A 21,221-nucleotide genomic window follows, 5' to 3' on the forward strand; every position below is an offset into this window, starting at 1 on the left:
CGTCACCGACGAAAGGGAGAACACCCCATGTCCCTGCTCGACCTGCAGTCCATGGAGCCCGAGACGGCCACCGACGGCGGTGGCGGCGGCGGTGGCGGCGACACCAGCAGCCTGAGCCTGCTGGTCTGCGACACCCACAGCTCCAACAGCTTCCTGCTCTGTCTGTGAGCCGTCCCTTCGGACGTCGGCGGCCCCGCGCGAGCCTCGCGCGGGGCCGCCCCCCTCGACCGCTCGACCCGCTCGGCACCGCCGGGCACGGCGCGGCCCGCGTCGCCGTGCTGCTCCCGCTGACCCTGGCCGGCTCGGCCGTCGCGCTGACGCTGCCCGCGGCCCTGGGCCACACCCTCGACCTGCTCCTCGACGACGCGCCGGCGGCCGGCCGGTGGAGCGCGCTGGGCGCGCTGCTGCTGGTCGCCCAGGCCGCCCTGAACGCCGCCGGCAGCCTGCTCACCGCCACCACCGACGCCCGCGCCGCGGCGTGGCTGCGCGGCCGGCTGGTGCGGCACGTGCTGGAGCTGGGGCCGGACGCCGCGGCCCGCTTCCCGGCCGGTGACCTGGTCGCCCGGGTCACCGTCAACGCCGCGCACGCCGGCGCCACCCCGGCCGCCCTGGCCGCCGCCGGCGCCGCGCTGGTCACGCCGGTGGGCGGCGTGGTGGCGCTGGCGCTGCTCGACTGGCGGCTCGCCGTGGCGTTCACGGCCGGCGCCCCGCTCCTGGTGCTGCTGCTGCGGGTGTTCGCCCGCTCGTCCGCCGACTCGGTCGCCCGCTACCAGCGGGTCCAGGGGCGGTTGGCCGGCCGGCTGCTCGAGACGCTGGGCGGCGCCCGGACCATCGCCGCCGCGGGCACCGGACGGCGGGAGCGCGAGCGGGTGTTGGCGCCGCTTCCCGAGCTGGGCGCCGAGGGCCGCCGGATGTGGCGGATCAATGCCAGGGCCGGCGCCCGCGCGGCGGCGCTGGTCCCACTGCTCCAGCTGACGGTCGTCGCCGTCGCGGGACTGCTGCTCGCGGCGGGCGACCTGTCCGTCGGCGGGCTGCTCGCGGCCACCCGCTACGTGGTGCTCGCCACCGGGATCGGCGGCTTCGTCGCCCATGTGCACCGGCTGGTGCGGGCCAGGGGCGCGGCCGAGCGGCTGGCCGAGGTGTTCGGCGTACCGGCGCCGCGGCACGGGGCGCGGTCGTTGCCGGCGGGCGGCCCGGGGGAGCTGGCGTTCGCCGGGGTGACCGCGCGGCGCGGCGGCCGGGCGGTGCTGCGCGATCTGGACCTGGTGGTGCCCGGGGGCAGCACGGTGGCGGTGGTGGGCCGCTCGGGCTCCGGCAAGTCGCTGCTGGCCGCGCTCGCCGGCCGGCTGGCCGAGCCGGACGCGGGGCGGGTGCTGCTCGACGGCGTCCCCGTCGCCGAACTGCCCCGCCGCGAGCTGCGCGAGGCGGTCGGGTACGCCTTCGAGCGGCCGGTGCTGCTGGGCGGCTCCGTCGCCGACGCCATCGGGCTCGGTCCGGTGCCGGTCGAGCGGGAGCGGGTCGTCGCCGCGGCGCGGGCGGCCGACGCCGACGGCTTCGTCAGGAGGTTGCCGGACGGCTACGACACCCGGTGCGCGACCGCCCCGCTCTCCGGCGGGGAGCGGCAACGCCTCGGGCTGGCCAGGGCGTTCACCCACCGGGGGCGGCTGCTGGTGCTGGACGACGCCACCTCGGGGCTCGACACCGTCACCGAGCGGCGGGTCACGACGGCGCTGCACCGGGCGGCGAGCGCCCGCACCCGGCTGGTGATCGCGCACCGCCCCGCGTCCGCCGCCCGGGCCGACCTGGTGGCCTGGCTCGACGACGGCCGGGTCCGGGCGCTCGGCACCCACCGCGAGCTGTGCGCGCGGGCCGACTACCGGGCGCTGTGGAGGGAGTCCGATGGCCGCTGAGGTCACCGCCGGGCGGCAGGTGGCCGCCGGGCTGGGCGCGCTGCGGCGCCGGCCCCGGGTGGTGGCCCGGCTGGCCGGCTGGTCGGCGGTGCAGGCGGGGCAGTCGTTCCTGCTCGGCTACGGCGTGGCCAGGGCCGTCGACGGTGGCTTCCTGGCCGGCCGCACCGGCGCCGGCCTCGGCTGGCTGGCCCTGGCCGGGGTCGGGGTGCTGGCCGGCGCGTTGAGCACGGGCCGGGTGTACCGGGCGGTCGCCGAGCTGGTGGAGCCGCTGCGCGACACGCTGGTGCGCGCGGTGGTGGACCGCGCCCTCGACCGGGCCGTGCGCGGCGCGGAGCGGGACGACGCGGCGGCGGTCTCCCGGCTGACGACGCAGACGGAGATCGCCCGGGACAGCCTGGCGGGTCTCGTGCTGGTGGCGCAGACGTTCGTCTTCACCACCGCGGGCGCGCTGTTCGGCCTGCTGCTGCTGGCGCCGGTGCTGCTGCTCGTGGTGCTGCCGCCGCTGCTGCTCGCGCTCGCCGTCTTCGCGGCCGGTCTGTGGCCGCTGGCCGCGCGGCAGCGTGCGGTGCTGGCGGCGGACGAGGCGCTGGCCGGCGAACTCGGCGGGATCTGCGCGGGCTTGCGGGACATCACCGCCTGCGGGGCGGAGGACGGAGTGGCGGCCGGGGCGGCGGCCCGGGTCGACGGCGAGCTGCGGGCCGCGCTGTCGCTGGCCCGCTGGGGGACCACGCGGGTGGTGGCGCTCGCGCTCGGCGGGCAGCTGCCGCTGGGACTGCTGGTGTGTCTGGCGCCCTGGCTGCTCGACCGCGGGGTGACGGCGGGTGAGCTGGTGGGCGCGGTGACCTTCGTGCTCCAGGGGCTGCTGCCCGCCCTGACCAGCCTGGTGCGGGGCGTCGGCGGCGCGGGCGCCCGGCTGGCCGTGGTCACCGGGCGGCTGCTCGCCGAGCCGCCCGCCGCCCCACCCGCTGTGCCACCCCCTGTCCCACCCGACGGACCGCCGGCCGGGCCGCCGGCGGGCGGGCCGGCGCTGGTGCTGCGCGGCGTCTCCTTCGCCTACGGCGGGCGGGCGGAGCCGGTGCTCGACCGGCTCGATCTGACGCTCCCGACCGGCGGGCACCTGGCCGTGGTGGGACCGAGCGGCACCGGCAAGTCGACGCTGGCGCTGCTGGTCTCCGGGCTGCTGCGGCCCGGCGCCGGCGAGATCGTGCTGTGCGGCGAGCCGCTGGCCGGCCGGGGCGCGGCGGAGCTGGCCGGGCTGCGGGTGCTGATCCCGCAGGAGGCGTACGTGTTCTCCGGCACCGTCGCCGAGAACCTGGGGTATCTGCGCCCCGGACCACCGGACGACGACGAGTTGCTCGCCGCCGCCGCGGCGGTCGGCGCGGACGCCCTGGTGGAGCGGCTCGGCGGCCCGGGCGGCCGGGTGACGCCCGCGGCGCTGTCCGCGGGCGAGCGGCAGTCGCTCGCGCTGGCCCGGGCCTATCTGTCGCCGGCACCGGTGGCGGTGCTCGACGAGGCGACGTGCCATCTGGACCCGGCCGCCGAGGCCCGCGCCGAGCGGGCCTTCGCGGCCCGGAACGGCGGCACGCTGATCGTCGTCGCGCACCGGATCAGCTCCGCCCGCCGGGCGGGCCGGGTGCTCCTGCTGGACGGCGGATGCCACGCCCTCGGCTCACACGAGGAACTGCTCGAACGCTCCGCCGCTTACCGCGATCTGGCGGCCGACTGGTCAGACCCAGCCGGCGCTGCGGGATATGCGGATCGCGTCGACCCGGTTGCGGGCACCGGTCTTCCGGATGATGGCGGCCAGGTAATTGCGCACCGTGCCCTCGGCGAGCCACAGCCGCTCCGCGATCTCCGGCACCGGGGCGCCGTCGGCCGCGAGTGAGAGAACGTTCAACTCGCGTGGCGTGAGCGGCATATGCGTGGCGCTGAAGAAATCGAAGGCGAGCGCGTCATCCACATAACGGCTGCCGCGCACGACGCTTCTGATGGCGTCCAGCAGGCATGCCGGCCGGGCCCCCTTGCTGACGAATCCCAGCGCGCCGGCGGTGAAGGCCCGGTGCAGCAGCCCCGGCCGCCCCGTCGGCGCGAGCACCACCAGGCCCGGCGCCCGCCCCCCACCGCCCTCGCCCCGGTGGCCCACTCCCCCGCCGGCCACCACCGGGTCCTCCGCGGTCAGCGCGGCGAAACCCGCGCAGTCGGTGTCCACCAGCCACGCGTCGGCGGAGTGCGCCGGCGCGTCCGGCGGCACGACCTCCCGCCAGGACGCGGCCGCCACCTCGATGTCCCGTTCGACGGCCAGCAGCGAAGCCAGCGCACAGCGCAGCAGATTGTCGTCGTGCACGAGCAGTAATCGGATCACGCCTGGTGCCTCCCCGGCAGTCGTTTCCCACCTCTGTCGAGTGCCCCCAACTCACACATCCTCACCCGTCACCGTCGCATTGCACACACGAATCCGCGCTCCGGGGAAGCACAAGGGCGCGCGGGGGGCGCATACCTTTATGAAACGCGCCCCCGGGACGAACTCCGCAGGAAGTCGGGCGACTTCGCGGCCGCTTCCCGACGTATTAGGCGAGACGCCGGGGCCCTGTTATTCACCGGCCCCCCATCGCCGGACATTTCGATTTTGGAGGGGCGCGCGGAATTCGTGGACATCACGGGTGAGCGCTCCACGATCGCGTCACATACCGCCGGTCGTCGCGCCGGCGCCGGGAACCGGACGTCCTCCCGGTCCGACTGCCCAGGTGTCCCGCCGAAACGCCGAAAGCCGCTCAGAGAAGGTGGACTCCGATGACAGACGCCGCGCGACCACCCGTCCCCTCCTCGGGAAGGCGAAGCGGCACGCGGCGTTTCGACTGGCCCGGGCTGCGGGCCGACGCCCGCGCCGCGATACCGGACGCCAGCCTGGCGCTGCTGGTCACCGGCCTCGTCTTCTGGTGGCTGTGGGCCCGGATCGAGAACGGCAGCTCGCCCAGCATCCGGATGATGCCGCCCTTCGAGGACGCGTCCGAGTACTGGTGGTACTGGCTGTGCCAGGCCTTCGGCTGGTCGGCGCTGCTGTGGGCCTACATCACCGTCGCCTTCGGCCTGCTCAGGTCGGGGGCGCGCCCGCCCTGGCGCTGGCTGTCGGCGGCCCGGGTGGAGAGGTGGCACCGCACCACCAGCCTGACCACGATCGGGCTGATGTTCCTGCACATGGCCACGTTCTTCGGCGCCGAGCTCCAGACCAACTTCGAGAACCAGCCGATGGGCGAGCTGGTGCGCGAGACCCTGGTCAAGGTGTTCGTCCCCGGCGGCTACGCCACCGGAACGGGCCGGGTGGCCGTCCTGATCGGCCTGCTCGCCTTCTACCTGGGGATCGTCCTGGGTCTCGCCTTCTATGTGCGTCAGACCACGGGTTCCCGGCTGTGGCGGGCGCTGCACCGCTTCGTCATCGTCGTCTATGTGCTCAGCGTCTGGCACACCCTGCTCTACGGCACCAACGTCTGGTTCGACGGCTCGTTCCGCACCCTGGTGTGGGCGCTCCAGATGCCGCTGGCCGGGCTGCTGTTGCTCCGGCTGCTGGCGCCGGCCCGCCCCAGCGAGCGGCTGCGGCTGCGCGGGCCCGGCCGGGAGTCGCGCCCGCTGCCGCTGACCGCGCGCGCCGCCGGCCGACTCGCGGTGCTGGCCACGATCGCCGGCCTGGCGGCCGTCATCGCCTCCGGGGCCGACGGCGGCCGGCCCGACCACGGCCACTCCTCCGCCGGCGTGTGGCCCGAGCGGTGGGTGATCTGGACGGGCCTCCTGGTGCTGACCCTGCTCCTGGTGGCCGTCGCCCACCGGCTCCGCCCGTCCCGGCCGGCCGGTCACTCGGTCGCCGGCTCGTCCCGCTGGTCGAAGGGGTAGTCGACGAAGGCGAACGCGGATCCGTCCGGGGCCCAGCTCGGCACGTTGATCGTGCCCTGCCCGCCGAGGAGGGCGACCAGCGTGGTGGGCTCCCGCCAGGCGCCGACCGTCACCAGCCGCAGTTCGACGGGCAGGTCCGCCGGGTGCCCGGTCGTGCCCGGCGGGTAGCTGAGGTAGACGGCGACGTCCCCGGTCGGCGCGACGTGCGGGAACCAGTTCACGCGCTCGTCGAAGGTGAGCTGTTCGAGTTCCGTCCCGTCCGGCCGGATCCGGGCGAGCTGGGCGTGGCCCGGCGTGTCGGAGAACTGCTCGGTGTTGAAGACGATCCACTCGCCGTCCGGCGTCCACGCGCACCCGTCCGCCGGTCCCGGATCCGTGGTGACGGCGACATCGTCCTCTCCGTCGAGGCCGACGGTGTGGATGGTGGCCGACGCCCACCAGTTGTCGCCCTCCGGATCGAGGCGGACATAGCCGAGACGCCGTCCGTCGGGGCTTATGCCGTGCAGGAAGTGCATCCCGCCGTCGTCGGCGGTGACGCGGCGGGCGAGGCCTCCGTCGAGCGGGACCTCCCAGATGTGCCAGTCGTTGGCCGACGCGAACACCGTCGCCCCGTCGGGGGCGAGGACATGGTCGTTGTTGACGGCGGGCAGCCCCGCCGTGGGGATCTCCCGGGGCGGGCCAGAACCGTCGGCCGGGAGCAGCCAGAGCCTGCCGTCCCCGTTGACCAGCAACTGGCCGTCGGGGGTCCAGTTCGGCGCCTCGTAGAGGCGGTCACGCGACTCGAAGACGGTGCGCACCGCCCCGGTCGCGCGGTCCCAGACCCGGACGCGGGCCAGCTGACCGGCCGCCAGCCGCCGGAACGATCCCTGCTCGCTCATATGGTGTCTCCCTCGGTCAGGAAGGCGCGAACGCCCGCCACGATCAGGTCATGATCCCTCAGCGAGGTCAGCCCCGAGGCCGCTACCCAGCGAGGTTCGCGGACAGGACGCGGGCGAGCCAGTCGGTGCGGGTGCGGCGGGCCGTGGCCGAGATGGGTGCCTGCGGGTAGAGAGCGTCGAAGCCGTGGCAGCCGCCCGCCCAGACATGGAGTTCGGCCTGGCCGCCGGCGGCCCAGACGCGGGTGGCGTAGTCGGTGTCCTCGTCGCGGAATACCTCGGCGGAGCCGGTGTCGACATAGGTCGTCGGCAGTCCGGAGAGGTCGTCGGCCAGCGCGGGTGAGACGTACGGGGGCACCTGGTCGTCGGCGAGGTCGCCGAGGACGCAGCGCCAGGCGAACGCGTTCGTCTCGGCGGTCCACACACCCGGCACCCCGGAGTACTGGCGGCTGGAGGTGGTGGCGCCGCGGTGGTCGAGCATGGGGCAGATCAGCAGCTGCGCCGTGATCCTCGGTCCGGCGAGGTCGCGGGCCAGCAGGGTGACGCCGGCGGCCAGGCCGCCGCCCGCGCTGGCGCCGGCGACGACGATCCGGGTCGGGTCGACCCCGAGTTCGGCGGCGTGCGCGGCGATCCAGCGCAGGCCCTGGTAGCAGTCGTCGACCAGGGTGGTGCCGGTGGCCTCGGGGGCGAGCCGGTAGTCGACGGAGACCACGACCGCGCCGAACTCGTCGAGCCACTCCAGCGGGATGTCGAGTTGCGAGAAGCGGTCGCCCATGACCATCCCGCCGCCGTGCATCCAGTAGACGCACGGCGCGAGGCCGGTGCGGTCGGTGTCCTTGGGCGAGAAGACCGACAGCGGTATCGGGGTGCCGTCCGGGGCGGGCACGGTGACTTCGCGCCGGTCGACCCGCCGATGGGCGAGGAGAGGCTCGACGGGCGTGGAGGGGAGCTGTCGCAGCCGCGCGAGGATCTCCGGGGTGAGCTGGACCGTCAGCGGCATCTCGGCCAGCAGGGCACGCAGTTCGGGGTCCAGGTCGGGCCTGGCGGTCTGGGTGACACGCATCGAAGGCTTCCCTCTTCCGGGTCGATGGAGTGAGCTGTTTCCCATTTAACCCATGTGACCTGCGGAAACGTTAGAACGATGCTCCTGTGCACCTGCATGATTCTCTCGCCCCGGGGAGCATCGCCCCAAAGGGTGCTGCAATGGGGGCATGCACCTCGACGAGCTTCGCGCCCTGCTGACCCGGCACGCCCGCCCCGACTGGACCACCGCCATCGACGGCGTCCTCATCTCCAGGGTCGACCGCCCCGACCCGCCGGCGTTCTCGATGTCCGGCACGGTCCTCGCGGTCATCGCGCAGGGCACCAAACGCCTCGCGCTGGGCGAGCGGGTCTTCGAGTACGGCCCCGGGCAGTACCTGGTCGCCTCCGTCGACCTGCCCGTCACCGGGCAGTTCACCCAGGCCGAGCCCGAGCGGCCGGCCCTCGGCTTCGGCCTGGTGCTGGATCCGTCCGCCGTCGCCGAACTGCTCCTCCAGGCCGGCCCCGGCGACATCCCCCGCGCCGGCGGAGGCACGCCCTCGGGCATCGCCGTCAACGACGCGCCACCCGCACTGCTGGACGCGGTGCTCCGGCTGCTGCGCCTGCTCGACGAGCCACGCGACCGGGCGGTGCTGGCCCCGCTGGTCAAACGCGAGATCCTGTGGCGCCTGATCACCGGCGAGCAGGGCGCGACCGTCCGCCAACTCGGCCTTGCCGACAGCGGCCTCAGCCACATCTCACGGGCCGTTCGGTGGATCCGCGAGCACTACGCGCAGCCCTTCCGCGTCGAGGAGGTGGCCCGCATGTCCGGCATGAGCGTCTCCGCGTTCTACCGCAACTTCCAGGCCGTGACCGCGATGAGCCCCATCCAGTTCCAGAAGCAGATCCGACTCCAGGAGGCCCGACTGCTGCTCGCCACCCACCCCGGCGACGTCACCGGCGTCGGCCAGCGCGTCGGCTACGACAACCCCTCCCAGTTCAGCCGCGAGTACCGCCGCCAGTTCGGCGCGCCACCCAGCCGGGACGCCCTCCACCTCCGGCACACCGCCCGCACCCCGGCAGGCGCCCTCACCTAAACCAGCGGAGACACGATGGAGAATCGTGCAAGCACAAGCGAGGATCCTTCTACTATTCCAGCAGGTCAGAGCGATTCAATGGGATCACAGGCTCTCCCGCCAAGCAGGAAAATGCCTGTCCATCGTCCGCATCCCACCGCGTCGCAAGGGACCACACCATGAAGACCGTGCTCATCACCGGCACCTCCTCCGGATACGGCCGGGCGACCGCCCTCCACTTCCACGCCCAGGGCTGGAACGTCGTCGCCACCATGCGCACCCCCCGCCCCGACCTCCTCCCCGCATCCGACCGCCTGCGCGTCATCGAACTCGACGTGACCGAGCCCGACAGCATCACCGCCGCCCTCCAGGCGGCCGGCCCCGTCGACGCCCTGGTCAACAACGCCGGCGTCCCCTCCATCAGCGTCTTCGAGGGCACCCCCATGACCCACGTACGCGAGGTCTTCGAGACCAACACCTTCGGCGTCATGGCCACCACCCAGGCCGTCCTCCCCCAGTTCCGCGAGCGCGGCTCCGGCGTGGTGGTCAACGTCACCTCCAGCGTCGTCCTGGGCCACATGCCGCTCTCCGCCGTCTACAAGGCCAGCAAGATGGCCGTCGAGGGATTCACCGCCTCCCTCGCCCTCGAACTCGCCCCCTTCGGCGTCCAGGCCAAGACCGTCGAGCCCGGCGCCTGTCTCACCACCGGCTTCGCCGCCAGGGCGACGGGCGGCGCCTCCCCCGACCAGCTCGTCCCGGCGCCCTACGCGGCGTTCGCGAAGAAGACCATGGAGGGCTTCATGGCACAGGACGTGTTCACCAAGGAGAGCGACGTCGCCGAGACGGTCTGGCGAGCCGTCCACGACACCACCGGCCAACTCCGCTTCCCCGCCGGCCCCGACGCGATGTGGCTCGCCCAGGCGAAGTGAGCCCGAACCTCCGGCTCAGAAAGCGGCGGCTGTAGGTCCGTTTCGCCGGGCCGGGTCGCCGCTCGCGGTCGGCGTCTGCTCGGTCGCGGGGGTGAGGAGGGCGCGGAGGTCGATGACGCGGTAGCCGTGGGCGGTGGTCGCGTCCAGGATCCGTGGCAGGGCCTGGGCGTCGAGCACCTCGGTGCCGCCCCCGGGATCGCCGATGTGCATCTGCAGGATCATCCCCGGGCACAGGGCGTCCAGTGCCCTGCGCACCGCGTGGTCCACGGTCATGCCGCCCGCGGTGCCCTGCCAGCCGTTGGTGTCGGCGGTGTACTCGATGTCCGCGTATCCCAGCTCGTTGACCTCTCCGATCTGCTCGGGGGTGGTCTCGCCGTAGGGGAACCGGAAGAACGGGGTCAGCGCCTCCCCCGCCCCGGCCGCGCGCAGGGCGCGGTCCGCGGCCAGCACCTCGTCCCGCCGGCCAGCCGCGGTCAGCTCGCTGAAGTAGGGGTGACTGTAGGAGTGGTTGCCAAGACCGTGCCCCGCGGCCGCGATCCGCTCCACCACCTCGGGACACCGGTCGGCGAAGTCGCCGGTCAGGAAGAACGTGGCGGGCGCGCCCCGGTGGGCGAGTTCGCCGAGGACGCTGTCCAGGCCGGAGTCGTTCCAGGCCGCGTTGAACGTCACCGCGAGCACGTCCTCGTGCGTGGAGATCACCCGGTTCTCCGACCCGAACAGCGCCTCGAGACCTTCGGCGTCCGCGGCCGCCGCCCGGCGCGGCGCGAGCGCGCCGGCCGTCCCGGCCAGGGCTCCCGGCACCACGAACCGACAGCCGCCGGCCAGCCCGGCCGCCCCGAGGAGACGGCGGAGCAAAAGACGGCGTGCGAGGTCGCGAGCAGACGTTTCCATGCCACCGCCATCGGCCGAGCGGTACCTCCCCTTGAGTCGAACCCGGCACCATGTCCCCGGCCCACCTCACCGGGAACCTCAGGGCGGGCGGCGTCGGCTCATTCCGCGGGCCTGGGCGCGGGGTCGGACCCGGCGCGCGGCACGGCGTGGGCGGTGGCGTGGTCGAGGGTGAGGTCGAGGACGGGTGCGACCGTTCCGCCGAAGGCGGCTCTCGCCTCGGCGGCCGGCAGCTGTCGGGGGTCGCTGCCGTCCGGGAGGAGGTAGTTGACGAAGCTCACCACGCTGAGGTCCCCGAGCACCCACCAGGCATAGGCCTGGTCGGGGCGCGTCGGTGGGTTGCGCACGACGAGCCCCGAGCCGTTGAGGGGTTCGTAGGGGCCGGTCAGGCTGGGCGCGACGAAGCCGTAGAGACCCGTGGGGGCGCCCGGCGGATGGAACGACTGGCGGCTGGTGCAGAAGAAGAGGTGGTAGCGGGACCGGTGGACGACGACGTGCGGGCGTTCGATCTCGTGGTTGACGCCGTCGGCCACCAGGAGTGGCGGGCACAGGCTCCAGCCTTCGGCGGTCTCCCGGGCGAGGGCGACGGCGCCCATGAAGCGGTCGCGCCACGGCACGCTGGCCGCGACGAGCAGGTATGCGACCCCGTCGGCCGGGTCGCGGAACCAGGCAGGGTCGCGGAAGGCCCTGATCCGGCCGGGGCCGCCGGCGATCTCGTCGGCCGGCAGGTAGGAGAGGCCGTCGGAGCGCAGCACCACGCGGTGTTCGGCGTCCCGTGCCAGCCGGGTCGCGCCGCCGTCCGTGATCAGCCTGGGGCGTGCCTCGACGACGCGTTGGTGGAACGTGGGGCGGGCCTCGCCGCGTTCGCCGGTGGCGGTGTAGATGACGGACACCGTGCCGTCGGGTCGTAGGAGGGCGGACCCCGACCATTCGCGGCTGCCAGGGGACGCGCCGTCGGGGAAGACGTGCCCGAGGTCCGTCCAGCGGTCGCCGGCCCTGGCCAGCAGGTGGAGGCGCGCGATGTCGTGGCGGTGCTCGGGATGGCCGACGGCGGGCGCGGAGAGCGTCATCCAGAGCTCGCCCTCCCGGACCGTGGCGGTGGTGCCGTCCTCCCGCTGCACCGGCCACAGGTCCCAGATGTCGTGCTCGGGGAGGACGCGGGGCGTGGTGGCGGGGTCGATGACGGGCGCGGTGGTCGCCGGTTCCCCGGCGAGCCGATCGAGGTCACGCCGGGTCCACCGGGTGGGGCGGGTGTCTGTCACGCCTGTCCTGTCGTCGGGCCGTTGTCGTTCGGCATCGCTCGGTCAGCCCTTCACTGAGCCCTGCAACAGGGCGGAGACGAAGCGGCGTTGGAAGATGAGGAAGACGATGAGCGTGGGCGCGAGGATCAGCAGGGATCCCGCGCACAGCAGGGGGATGTCCGTGCCCCACTGGCCCTGGAAGGCGCCCAGCGCGCCGGCCATGGTGCGCCGCGCCGGATCGTCGACCAGGACGATGGCGAGCAGGAACTGGTTCCAGGTCCACAGGAACAGCAGGATGGCGAGGGACGAGATCGCGGGCGCGGCCAGCGGGACGTGGACGCGCCAGAAGAGCTGCCACACGTTGGCGCCGTCGAGTTGGGCGGCCTCGGACAGGTCGTCGGGCAGGTTGATGAAGTGCGCGCGCATCCAGTAGACCGCGAAGGGCATGAACAGGCCGATCAGCGGCAGGATGATGGCCCATCGGGTGTTGAGGAGGCCCATGTCGCGCACCACGTAGTACAGCGGCGTGATGATGCCCTCGAAGGGCAGGGTCAGGCCGAGCACGAACATCAGGAACACCAGGTGGCGCCCCGCCATCCGGAGGTGGCCGAGGGCGAAGCCGGCCATCGTGGCCAGCACCAGCGAGACCGGCACCACGCCGAGCACGATCAGGGTGCTCGACCACAGCAGGTCGCCCATGTGGGCCGCCCGGAACGCGTCGGCGAAGTTCCCCCACCGCGGCTCGCTCGGCCACTCGAGTCCGGAGGGGTAGCTGCCCGAGGGGTGGAGCGCGGTGACGAAGAGGCTGACGAACGGCACGATGGTGAAGGCCATCAGCAGGACGAGGAACAGCCGCCCCGTCCACGCCTCGCGCTTGCCGACGATCATGGCCGCTCCCTGGTGAGCCGCTGGATGGGAAGGACGCACAGGAGCACGAGAGCCATGAGGACCACGGCGAGCGCGGAGGCCACGCCGATCTCCCGGTCGGAGAACGCCTGGTAGTAGATCTCCAGGCCGGGGACCATCGTCGAGTTGCCCGGTCCTCCCTGGGTGGAGATGTAGATGATGTCGAAGCTGGCCAGGGCCGAGATGACGGTGACGGTGACGCACACGCCGATCTCCTGGCGCAGGCTGGGCACGGTGACGGAGCGGAACTCGCGCAGCGGACCCGCCCCGTCGAGCCGCGCCGCCTCGTAGAGCGCGGGGTCGATCTTGCTCATGCCGGCGAGCAACAGCAGCGTGCACAGGCCGAGTTGCACCCAGGCGCCGATCAGTCCGACGGCCGGCAGCGCGGTGGAGAGGTCGCCGAGCCAGGCCCGGGTCACCCCGCCGAGCCCGATGGCCGACAGCAGCTGGTTGACCAGGCCGTTCGACGACAGCAGCCAGCTCCAGGTGATGCCGGCGGCCACCAGCGGGATGACCTGGGGTATGAACACCACCGTCCGGGCGACGACGGCCAGCCGGCTGGTGGCGATCCGCCGGATCGTGGCGGCGATCGCCAGACCGAGCAGCACGGGTATCACGCTGAAGAACACGATCAGCCGGAAGGCGTTGAGGATCGTGTCGAACAGCTCGGAATCGGTGAAGACCCGCCCGTAGTTGTCGAGACCGACCCAGGTCGAGGGTCCGATGCCGTTCCACTCGTAGAGCGAGTACTGCGCGGTGAGGACCATCGGCCACAGTACGAACACGGTGTAGGCCGCCAGCGCCGGGGCGACGAAGGACCATCCGACCCACCACCTGGTGCGGAGTCCGGGCCGGCGGCTCCGGCCCGGCCGGAGCCCTGGGCCGGGGCCGGGGCCGGGCTTCGGGTCCGTGGTCGGCGATGTCATGCCGCTCAGCTCCCGGCCTCGATCTCGTACTCGCGCTGCACCGCCGCCAGCAGCCCCTCCGGGTTCTGGTCACCCGCGAACAGCCGCTGCAACTGGGGGGTCCAGCCCTTGGCGTAGACGGAGCCCGTGGCGTTGGCGATGAAGTCCATCGCGCCGTCGTCCTCGGCTATCCGGGCGCCGGCGGCGAGGGTCTGCCCGGTGACGCTGTCCTCGGCCACCTCCGGCATGTGCGCGTCCGGGGGGCCCATCGGGTGGGATCCGCCGACCTCGACCACGATCTCGCGGGCGCGCTCGTCGGTGGCCGCCCAGTCGAGGAAGAACGCGGCCTCGTCGGGGTGCGCGGCGTTCGCGCTGATCCCGTACGTCAGGGGCGCGGACATCGTCGCGACGGGCCCGCCCGCCTCGGCCGGCGGCATCAGGAAGAAGCCCACCTCGCCCGGCATCTCGCCGTCGAGGTTCCCCGACTCCCAGTCGCCGTTGAACATGAGCAGGGCGTCGCCGGCCATGAACGTGCTCATCATCTGGGCGTACTCCATGGCGTTGGCGTCCGGGTCGAAGTAGCCCGCCTCGATCCACTCCTGGAGGTGCCGCACCGCGGAGAGGTTCGACGGGGTGTCGATCGTGACGTCGGGCTTCTGGAAGATCCAGTCGTTGATCGGGCCCGGCTGTCCGTACGCCGCCATCAGGTTCTGCAGCGGGAAGGCGAATCCGCCGGTCGCGCCGCCGTTGAACTGGACGATCGGCACGATGCCGGCGTCCTTGGCGCTGGCGAGCAGCTCGTCGAACTCGGCGAGCGTGGCCGGCGGGGACGCCATGCCGATGCGCTCGGCGAGCGTCCGGTTGTAGAAGACGCCGGTCATGCTGAAGTTCAGGCCCATCGCGTACAGCGAGCCCTCGCCGCGGGGCCGGCCCTCCGGGGCCACGCGCAACTGCTCCAGCTGCGACGGCGGCCAGCCGTCCCAGCCGAAGACCTCCGCGTAGCCGTCGAGGTTCAGCAACAGGCCGTCGCCCACCAGCTCGGACACCTGGGGAAGCCGCATGAGGTCCGGCGGGTCGTCGGCCAGCACGCGCGGCGCGTTCTGGGTGATCACCGCGAACTGGTCCTCGCGGATGTCCCAGGTGACGTTGGGGAACTGCCGGGTGAACTCGTCCGTCAGAGCCCGCGCCATGGGGAACCCGGTCTCGAAGTAGGCCTTCAGCGTGACCGGTTCGGTGCCGATGGTCGGCGCCGCAGAGGGCGACGGGCCGGTGTCGGACCGCCGTGGCCCGCTGCCGCCCGGTCCGCCGCATCCGACGGCCAGTGTCCCCGCGAGGGCGAGGAACCCGAGCGCGGCCTCCCGACGGCTGATGGAACGCGTCATTGCGCACACTCCGTTGGATTCGTGGCTGACCGGCCGAGGGCCAGACGTCCCGAGCCGGTTGCTAAATCGTGTTAGCGGCGGTTAGTGTTACCGCCGCGCTGTCGACTGTCAAGATGTTGGTCGGATGTGATGCCTTGGAGGTCCGCCGGTGAGCCCACGACGGGTGACCATGACCGATGTCGCCGATCGCGCGGGCGTCTCGCGCACCACGGCGTCCCTGGTGCTCTCCGGACGCGGCCGTGAGCTGCGGATATCGCGGAGCGTCGAGGAGCGCGTCCTCCGGGCCGCCCAGGAGTTGGGGTACCGGCCCGACATCGTCTCGCAGAGCCTGCGCACGGGCACGACCCGGACCATCGGGTTCGTCTCCGACACCGTCGCGACCTCGCGGCTGGCCGGCGACATGATCAAGGGGGCGCTGGAGGCCGCGCGGGAGCGGGGCGTGATGCTGTTCATCGGCGAGACCGAGGGGGAACCCGACCTGGAGCGCGGCCTGCTGGAGGCCATGCAGGACCGCCGGGTCGACGGCATCGTCTTCGCCTCGATGTTCACCAGGACCATCCCGGTCCCCGCCGCCCTCACCGCCGCCCCGGCCGTGCTGCTCAACGCGCTGCCGACGGAGCCCTCACCGCTGCCCTCGGTCGTGCCCGACGAGACCGAGGCCGGCCGCGCCGCCGCCCGACTTCTGCTCGACGCCGGCCACCGGGCCGGCATCCACCTCGTCGGCGCCGGCCCCGGAATCCACGACGTGCCTCCCGGAACCGTCGCCGGCGTCGAACGACTCACCGGCATCCGCGACGTCCTCGGGCAGGCGGGGGTGGAGATCGCCAGCGGCCGGGTGTGTCCCGACTGGCAACCGGAGCACGGGTACGCCGCGACCGCCGAGCTCCTGACGGCCGAGCGGCCCCGCGCACTGGTCTGCCTCAACGACCGGCTCGCCCTCGGCGCCTACCAGGCGCTCGACGGCGCCGGCCTGAGGGTGCCCGACGACGTCTCCGTCGTCTCGTTCGACGACCACCCCATCGCGACCTGGATCCGACCGAAGCTCACCACCGTCGCCCTCCCCCACTACGAGTTGGGCCGCAAGGCCGTCGACGTCCTCTTCGCCGAGATCGACCGGCACCGCGAGGGACTCGAACCCGACGGCGGGTCACACCGGGTTCCCATGCCGGTCCGTCTGCGCGGCTCGGTGGCCGCACCGGCCCGCTGACGGCACGTCACGTCGCGACGCGTATCGGGGCCGACGTGCGAGAACCCGTCGATCCTGCGATGGCTGCTGCGGCGGGAGCGCCAGGGCGGGTGAGTCTCCCGGCTCACCCCGAGTGAATTCCAGCGAAAGAATCGATCATTTCGCTGATATCCCCTCACGCCGAGCCGCACGCATGGGCGCCTTGTCCCCATTCGCCGCCCGCACACGATCACATTCGCTCAATTTCTCGAAACCACCAGCCGACGGAGAGGTTGACACTCCCCGCGAGACTCCTATGCTCCATGTCTGACGCCCCGACTGCTGTTCGTGGTCTCGAACGGCACTCGGAGTTGCCCCGCCGGCCAGCGGGCCATCGCACGACACAGCACGCGCACCAACCACCTTCCGTACCGGTGGCCCCCACCACACGTGCGTCACGATGTTGAACGCCTGAGGACGACAGGCGCTCTCGTGTGTCGGGAGCCTCCGGCAGAGCCGCCATGGAGCCGTCCGTGCCTCTCCCCCGCCATGCCGTCGCGGTCACGCGCGACACCGCCTCGGACGCGTTCCCGGCACCAAGGAGAGCCATGTCAGGCATGTCGACAGTCAAGGAGTCACGCGATGTCGCTGCGTAAGCTGTTATCCGTGCCCATCGTGGCCGCGGCGCTTCTCGCCCTGGTCATGGGCGGCCAGGCGGCGGCCGGCACCCCCGGCGCCGACTCCCCGTCCGCCGAGGCCGACGGCACCGCCGTGACGTCCGCCGCCTGCGGCCAGGCACCCACCCTCGGCGACGGCACCCACACGATCCAGAGCGGCGGCACCAACCGCTCCTTCATCCTGGACGTCCCCGACGGCTACGACCGCAACCGCCCCTACCGACTGGTCCTCGGGTTCCACTGGTGGGGCGGCACCGCCACCGACGTCGCCACCGGCCAGACCGTGGAACGCGACGTCTGGGCCTACTACGGCCTCAAGCGACTGGCGAACAACAGCACCATCTTCGTCGCCCCCCAGGGCATCAGCAACGGCTGGGCCAACACAGGCGGCCAGGACGTCACCTTCGTCGACGACCTGCTGCGCCGCGTCGAGGCCGACCTGTGCGTCGACACCAGCCGGCGCTTCGCCCTCGGCTTCAGCTACGGCGGCGCCATGAGCTACTCCCTGGCCTGCTCCCGCCCCAACACCTTCCGCGCCGTCGCGGTCTACGGCGCACCCGGCCAGATCAGCGGCTGCAGCGGCGGCACCGGCTCCGTCGCCTACTTCGCCGCCCACGGCGTCAGCGACAACATCGCCAACGGCCGCTCGATGCGCGACCGGTTCGTGCGCAACAACGGCTGCACCGCCCAGAACCCGCCAGAACCGCCTCAGGGCAGCCTGCGACACATCACCACCACCTACTCCGGCTGCGCCTCAGGACGCCCCGTCACCTGGGCCGCGTTCGACGGGGGCCACATCGCCGCCCCCCAGGACGGCGCCCCCGGCGACAGCGGCTCCCGCACCTGGCTCCCCGGCGAGACCTGGCGCTTCTTCACCCAGTTCTGACCCGTTCCACCCCCACGCCGCTCCACCCTCCCGCCTTTGGACGGGCCAGCGGGCGCCGTCCACGGCGCCCGCACCGGGAGGGTGGAGCCCATCGGCGTCCCGTCCGTCGAGGAATCGAGAAAGGGCCACAGATGCGCACCCTGATCCGCGGACGACTGCCCCACCTGCTGGCGGCAGCGGCGGTCGCGATGACGATGCTCTTCACGACGCCGGCCCCGGCACCGGCCCAGGCCGCGCCGGCGCAGCCGCCGGCCCAGGCCGCGCCGGGCAGCCCGGCGCTCACCCCGCCGCTGGGCTGGAACAGCTGGAACAGCTTCGGCTGCAGCGGGGTCAACGAGACGGTGATCCGCCAGGCCGCCGACGCCATGGTGAGCTCCGGCATGCGGGACGCCGGCTACGAGTACGTGGTGGTCGACGACTGCTGGTTCGACCCCCAGCGCGACGCCCAGGGCAACCTGCGCGCCCATCCGACCCGGTTCCCCAGCGGCATGCGGGCCCTGGGCGACTACATCCACAGCCGTGGGCTCAAGTTCGGCATCTACCAGGTACCCACCGAACGCACCTGCGCCCAACGCGTCGGCACGCACCCCGGCTCCACCGGGAGCATGGGGCACGAGGTGCAGGACGCCAACACCTTCGCCTCCTGGGGCGTGGACTACCTCAAGTACGACTGGTGTTCCCCGGAAGGCACCCGGGAGGAGCAGATCGCCCGGTTCACGCTGATGCGGGACGCCCTGCGCGCCACGGGACGTCCGATCGTCTACAGCATCAACCCCAACAGCTTTCACGCGATCACGGGCGCCACCTACGACTGGGGCCAGGTCGCCGACCTGTGGCGCACCACCGAGGACCTGCTGGACATCTGGCAGAACGGCAACACCAACAGCTACCCGATGGGCGTGGGCAACGTCGTCGACATCAACGCCCCGCTGGCCGCCCAGGCCGGGCCAGGGCACTGGAACGACCCGGACATGCTGGTCGTCGGCCGGCCGGGCCTGACCCTGACCGAGGCGCGGTCGCACTTCGCGCTCTGGGCCCTGATGGCCGCGCCGCTGATGGCGGGCAACGACATCCGCACCATGTCCGCCGACGTCAGCGCCATCCTGCGCAACCCGCGCCTGCTGGCCGTCAACCAGGACCCCCTGGGCGCCGGCGGACGACGGGTGCGCGACGACGGCGACGTCGAGGTGTTCGCCAAGCCGCTCGCCGACGGCTCGGTGGCCGTCGGCCTGTTCAACCGCGGCGGCGCCACCACCACCATCACCACCACCGCGGCCCAGATCGGCCTGTCCGGCGGCACCTTCACCCTCACCGACCTGTGGACCGGCGGCACCGCCACCACCGGAGGCCAGATCTCCGCCAGCGTGCCGGCGCACGGCGTCGCGGTCTACCGGGTGTCCGGCGGCACCCCGCTGGAGAACACCACCTCCCGGCTGCGCGGCGCCGGCTCAGGACGCTGCCTCGACGTCGACAACGCCTCCACCGCCGCCGGCGCCACCGTACTGATCTGGGACTGCCACACGGCCGCCAACCAGACATGGACCACCTGGGCCGGCGGCGAGATCCGCGTCTTCGGCGACAAGTGCCTGGACGCCTACAACCAGGGCACCACCAACGGCACCCGGGTGATCACCTGGACCTGCAACGGCCAAGCCAACCAACGCTGGACCCTGGCCGCCGACGGATCCATCCGCAACGCCCACTCCGGCCTGTGCCTGGACGTCAACCAGGCCGGCACCGCCAACGGGACCGCCGTGATCCTGTGGACCTGCAACGGCCAGCCCAACCAGCGTTGGACCCGCTCCTGACAAGCCGCCACCCGGCCCGGGGGCGCGACGGCGCGCCCCCGGGGCCCGGGCCCCGACCGCACCGAGAAACGGAACGCCAGGTCGTACACCTGGCCCGCGTCGACGCCTGTCCGTTCGACACCTACCCCCCGACTCACCGTGGCGCCTGGTGGCCGGGCTGGCGAACCCGGCCGGCGTCTCCACCACCGGAGGAGTGATCGTGACACCGAGAACACCGCTCCTGGCCCGTCGGACCGCCAGGCGCGCCGTCGCCTGGCTGGTGAGCCTGCTCTGCGTCATGACCCTGTTCCAGGGCGGCACAGCGCGGGCCGACAACCCCATCGTCCAGACCATCTACACCGCCGACCCGGCGCCCATCGTCCACAACGACCGGGTCTACCTCTACACCGGCCACGACGAGGACGGCTCGACCTGGTTCACCATGCGGGACTGGCGGGTGTTCTCCTCCTCCGACATGGTGAACTGGACCGATCACGGCTCGCCGCTGAGTCTGGCCACGTTCAGCTGGGCGAGCGCCGACGCCTGGGCGGGCCATGTCGTGGCCAGGAACAACCAGTTCTACTGGTATGTGCCGGTGACCAACCGGGCGACCGGGCGGATGGCCATCGGCGTGGCCGTCTCGGACAGCCCCACCGGGCCGTTCCGGGACGCCCTGGGACACCCGCTCGTCGAGAACGGCGAGATCGACCCCGCCGTGTTCATCGACGACAACGGCCAGGCCTACCTCTACTGGGGCAACCCCAACCTGTGGTACGTGCGGCTCAACCCCGACATGGTCTCCTTCACGGGCGGCCCCACCCAGATCCCCCTCACCACCGCGGGCTTCGGCCGACGCGACGGGAACCCGTCCCGCCCGACCCTCTACGAGGAGGGGCCGTGGGTCTACAAACGCAACGGCCTCTACTACCTGGTCTTCGCGGCGAACTGCTGCTCGGAGTCCATCGCCTACTCCACGGCCCCAGGACCCACCGGGCCCTGGACCTTCCGCGGCACGATCATGCCCACGCAGGGCAGCAGCTTCACCAACCACCCCGGAGTCATCGACTTCCGCGGCAACTCGTACTTCTTCTACCACAACGGCGCCCTGCCGGGAGGCGGCGGCTTCACCCGCTCCGTCGCGGTGGAGAGGTTCCAGTACAACGCCGACGGCACCATCCCGACGATCAACATGACCACCGCCGGGGCGCCCCAACTGGGCACGCTCAACCCGTTCGTCCGCCAGGAGGCCGAGACCAGCGCCTGGGCCTCCGGCGTCGAGACCGAACCGTCCAGTGAGGGCGGGATGAACGTCGGTTACATCGACAACGGCGACTGGCTCAGGATCAGGGGCACCGCCTTCGGCACCGGAGCGAGCACCTTCACCGCCAGAGTCGCCTCGGCAGCCGGCGGCGGCACCATCGAAGTGCGCCTGGACAGCACCACCGGCCCACAGGTTTCGACGTGCACGGTGCCCGGCACCGGAGGCTGGCAGACCTGGACCACCGTCTCCTGCCCGGTCACCGGCGCCACCGGAACCCGCGACCTCTACCTCCGGTTCACCGGCGGCAGCGGCTTCCTCTTCAACGTCAACTGGTGGCAGTTCACCCGCTGAGCCCACCGCACCGCCCCTCTCCCTCCACCGCCCCGGCGCGGCACCACCCGTGGGCCGCGCCGGAGGCGATCCGTCGT

At 72.7% G+C, this 21,221-nt stretch carries 17 protein-coding genes and 1 pseudogene; 10 read left to right on the plus strand and 8 right to left on the minus strand.

Annotated features, from left to right (window positions below; translation table 11 throughout):
* Positions 1-27: 27 nt before the first annotated feature.
* The 3 genes and pseudogenes from RNC47_RS11690 to RNC47_RS11700 all read left to right on the plus strand — a co-directional run.
* On the plus strand, positions 28-168 hold the full coding sequence (locus RNC47_RS11690; RefSeq protein ID WP_311598018.1) for a SapB/AmfS family lanthipeptide: 141 nt from the start codon (positions 28-30) through the stop codon (positions 166-168).
* Positions 165-1,910 (plus strand): ABC transporter ATP-binding protein, encoded by a 1,746-nt coding sequence (locus tag RNC47_RS11695; protein ID WP_394814761.1) that lies wholly within the window; start codon positions 165-167, stop codon positions 1,908-1,910. Before RNC47_RS11690 ends, RNC47_RS11695 begins: the two co-directional genes overlap by 4 nt.
* A pseudogene (locus tag RNC47_RS11700) lies at positions 1,900-3,369 on the plus strand (ATP-binding cassette domain-containing protein); the annotation flags it as partial. The gene RNC47_RS11695 and the pseudogene RNC47_RS11700, both read left to right, overlap by 11 nt.
* 267 nt (positions 3,370-3,636) lie before the next feature.
* Here the strand turns inward: RNC47_RS11700 and RNC47_RS11705 are convergent.
* A complete protein-coding gene (locus RNC47_RS11705; protein WP_311598019.1) occupies positions 3,637-4,272 on the minus strand; it encodes a response regulator transcription factor in 636 nt (211 codons plus the stop codon).
* Between the two features lie 428 nt (positions 4,273-4,700).
* Between RNC47_RS11705 and RNC47_RS11710 the strand changes: the two genes are divergently transcribed.
* Positions 4,701-5,795, plus strand: coding sequence for a ferric reductase-like transmembrane domain-containing protein (locus tag RNC47_RS11710; RefSeq protein WP_311598020.1), 1,095 nt, complete (start codon positions 4,701-4,703; stop codon positions 5,793-5,795).
* On the opposite strand, the gene RNC47_RS11715 is transcribed toward RNC47_RS11710, so the two are convergent.
* Both RNC47_RS11715 and RNC47_RS11720 read right to left on the minus strand, forming a co-directional pair.
* Entirely contained in the window at positions 5,756-6,673 is a 918-nt protein-coding gene (locus RNC47_RS11715; protein WP_311598021.1) for a TolB family protein, read from the minus strand. The genes RNC47_RS11710 and RNC47_RS11715 overlap by 40 nt on opposite strands.
* Positions 6,674-6,755: 82 nt before the next feature.
* Complete coding sequence (locus tag RNC47_RS11720) at positions 6,756-7,733, minus strand: alpha/beta hydrolase (RefSeq protein ID WP_311598022.1); 978 nt, start codon at positions 7,731-7,733, stop codon at positions 6,756-6,758.
* Positions 7,734-7,881: 148 nt separating this feature from the next.
* Between RNC47_RS11720 and RNC47_RS11725 the strand changes: the two genes are divergently transcribed.
* Positions 7,882-8,787, plus strand: coding sequence for an AraC family transcriptional regulator (locus tag RNC47_RS11725; RefSeq protein WP_311598023.1), 906 nt, complete (start codon positions 7,882-7,884; stop codon positions 8,785-8,787).
* A gap of 158 nt (positions 8,788-8,945) precedes the next feature.
* Complete coding sequence (locus RNC47_RS11730; RefSeq protein WP_311598024.1) at positions 8,946-9,695, plus strand: SDR family oxidoreductase; 750 nt, start codon at positions 8,946-8,948, stop codon at positions 9,693-9,695.
* A gap of 15 nt (positions 9,696-9,710) precedes the next feature.
* Here the strand turns inward: RNC47_RS11730 and RNC47_RS11735 are convergent, their stop codons facing one another.
* The 5 genes from RNC47_RS11735 to RNC47_RS11755 form a co-directional block, all read right to left on the minus strand.
* Complete coding sequence (locus RNC47_RS11735) at positions 9,711-10,586, minus strand: polysaccharide deacetylase family protein (RefSeq protein WP_311598025.1); 876 nt, start codon at positions 10,584-10,586, stop codon at positions 9,711-9,713.
* A 98-nt stretch (positions 10,587-10,684) separates the two neighbouring features.
* Positions 10,685-11,845, minus strand: a complete 1,161-nt coding sequence (locus tag RNC47_RS11740; RefSeq protein ID WP_311598026.1) for a glycoside hydrolase family 68 protein — start codon at positions 11,843-11,845, stop codon at positions 10,685-10,687.
* A gap of 42 nt (positions 11,846-11,887) precedes the next feature.
* The gene (locus RNC47_RS11745; RefSeq protein ID WP_311598027.1) at positions 11,888-12,712 is read right to left on the minus strand and encodes a carbohydrate ABC transporter permease; all 825 of its coding nucleotides are present in this window, start codon (positions 12,710-12,712) and stop codon (positions 11,888-11,890) included.
* Positions 12,709-13,656: a carbohydrate ABC transporter permease gene (locus tag RNC47_RS11750; protein WP_311598028.1), complete on the minus strand. Its 948-nt coding sequence runs from the start codon at positions 13,654-13,656 to the stop codon at positions 12,709-12,711. The genes RNC47_RS11745 and RNC47_RS11750 overlap by 4 nt, the downstream gene beginning before the upstream one ends.
* 5 nt (positions 13,657-13,661) lie before the next feature.
* A complete protein-coding gene (locus tag RNC47_RS11755; RefSeq protein WP_311598029.1) occupies positions 13,662-15,017 on the minus strand; it encodes an extracellular solute-binding protein in 1,356 nt (451 codons plus the stop codon).
* Positions 15,018-15,165: 148 nt separating this feature from the next.
* Between RNC47_RS11755 and RNC47_RS11760 the strand changes: the two genes are divergently transcribed.
* The 4 genes from RNC47_RS11760 to RNC47_RS11775 all read left to right on the plus strand — a co-directional run bounded on the left by RNC47_RS11760 (position 15,166) and on the right by RNC47_RS11775 (position 21,144).
* Positions 15,166-16,224 carry a LacI family DNA-binding transcriptional regulator gene (locus RNC47_RS11760; RefSeq protein ID WP_311598031.1) on the plus strand — a complete coding sequence of 353 codons (1,059 nt, stop codon included), beginning with the start codon at positions 15,166-15,168 and terminating at the stop codon, positions 16,222-16,224.
* Positions 16,225-16,824: 600 nt separating this feature from the next.
* A complete protein-coding gene (locus RNC47_RS11765; RefSeq protein ID WP_311598032.1) occupies positions 16,825-17,745 on the plus strand; it encodes an alpha/beta hydrolase family esterase in 921 nt (306 codons plus the stop codon).
* 194 nt (positions 17,746-17,939) lie between these two features.
* Positions 17,940-19,553, plus strand: coding sequence for a glycoside hydrolase family 27 protein (locus RNC47_RS11770; RefSeq protein ID WP_311598113.1), 1,614 nt, complete (start codon positions 17,940-17,942; stop codon positions 19,551-19,553).
* Between the two features lie 277 nt (positions 19,554-19,830).
* The gene (locus tag RNC47_RS11775) at positions 19,831-21,144 is read left to right on the plus strand and encodes a glycoside hydrolase family 43 protein (RefSeq protein ID WP_311598114.1); all 1,314 of its coding nucleotides are present in this window, start codon (positions 19,831-19,833) and stop codon (positions 21,142-21,144) included.
* The last annotated feature ends 77 nt before the right edge of the window (positions 21,145-21,221 follow it).

Source organism: Streptomyces millisiae (genome assembly GCF_031845425.1).
GTDB classification, from domain to species: domain Bacteria; phylum Actinomycetota; class Actinomycetes; order Streptomycetales; family Streptomycetaceae; genus Streptomyces; species Streptomyces millisiae.

Coding starts and splice junctions, on each gene's coding strand:
- RNC47_RS11690 (WP_311598018.1), top strand. CDS start 28: ATGTCCCTGCTCGACCTGCAGTCCATGGAGCCCGAGACGGCCACCGAC.
- RNC47_RS11710 (WP_311598020.1), top strand. CDS start 4,701: ATGACAGACGCCGCGCGACCACCCGTCCCCTCCTCGGGAAGGCGAAGC.
- RNC47_RS11715 (WP_311598021.1), bottom strand. CDS start 6,673: ATGAGCGAGCAGGGATCGTTCCGGCGGCTGGCGGCCGGTCAGCTGGCC.
- RNC47_RS11720 (WP_311598022.1), bottom strand. CDS start 7,733: ATGCGTGTCACCCAGACCGCCAGGCCCGACCTGGACCCCGAACTGCGT.
- RNC47_RS11725 (WP_311598023.1), top strand. CDS start 7,882: ATGCACCTCGACGAGCTTCGCGCCCTGCTGACCCGGCACGCCCGCCCC.
- RNC47_RS11730 (WP_311598024.1), top strand. CDS start 8,946: ATGAAGACCGTGCTCATCACCGGCACCTCCTCCGGATACGGCCGGGCG.
- RNC47_RS11735 (WP_311598025.1), bottom strand. CDS start 10,586: ATGGAAACGTCTGCTCGCGACCTCGCACGCCGTCTTTTGCTCCGCCGT.
- RNC47_RS11745 (WP_311598027.1), bottom strand. CDS start 12,712: ATGATCGTCGGCAAGCGCGAGGCGTGGACGGGGCGGCTGTTCCTCGTC.
- RNC47_RS11750 (WP_311598028.1), bottom strand. CDS start 13,656: ATGACATCGCCGACCACGGACCCGAAGCCCGGCCCCGGCCCCGGCCCA.
- RNC47_RS11755 (WP_311598029.1), bottom strand. CDS start 15,017: ATGACGCGTTCCATCAGCCGTCGGGAGGCCGCGCTCGGGTTCCTCGCC.
- RNC47_RS11765 (WP_311598032.1), top strand. CDS start 16,825: ATGTCGCTGCGTAAGCTGTTATCCGTGCCCATCGTGGCCGCGGCGCTT.
- RNC47_RS11770 (WP_311598113.1), top strand. CDS start 17,940: ATGCTCTTCACGACGCCGGCCCCGGCACCGGCCCAGGCCGCGCCGGCG.
- RNC47_RS11775 (WP_311598114.1), top strand. CDS start 19,831: ATGACCCTGTTCCAGGGCGGCACAGCGCGGGCCGACAACCCCATCGTC.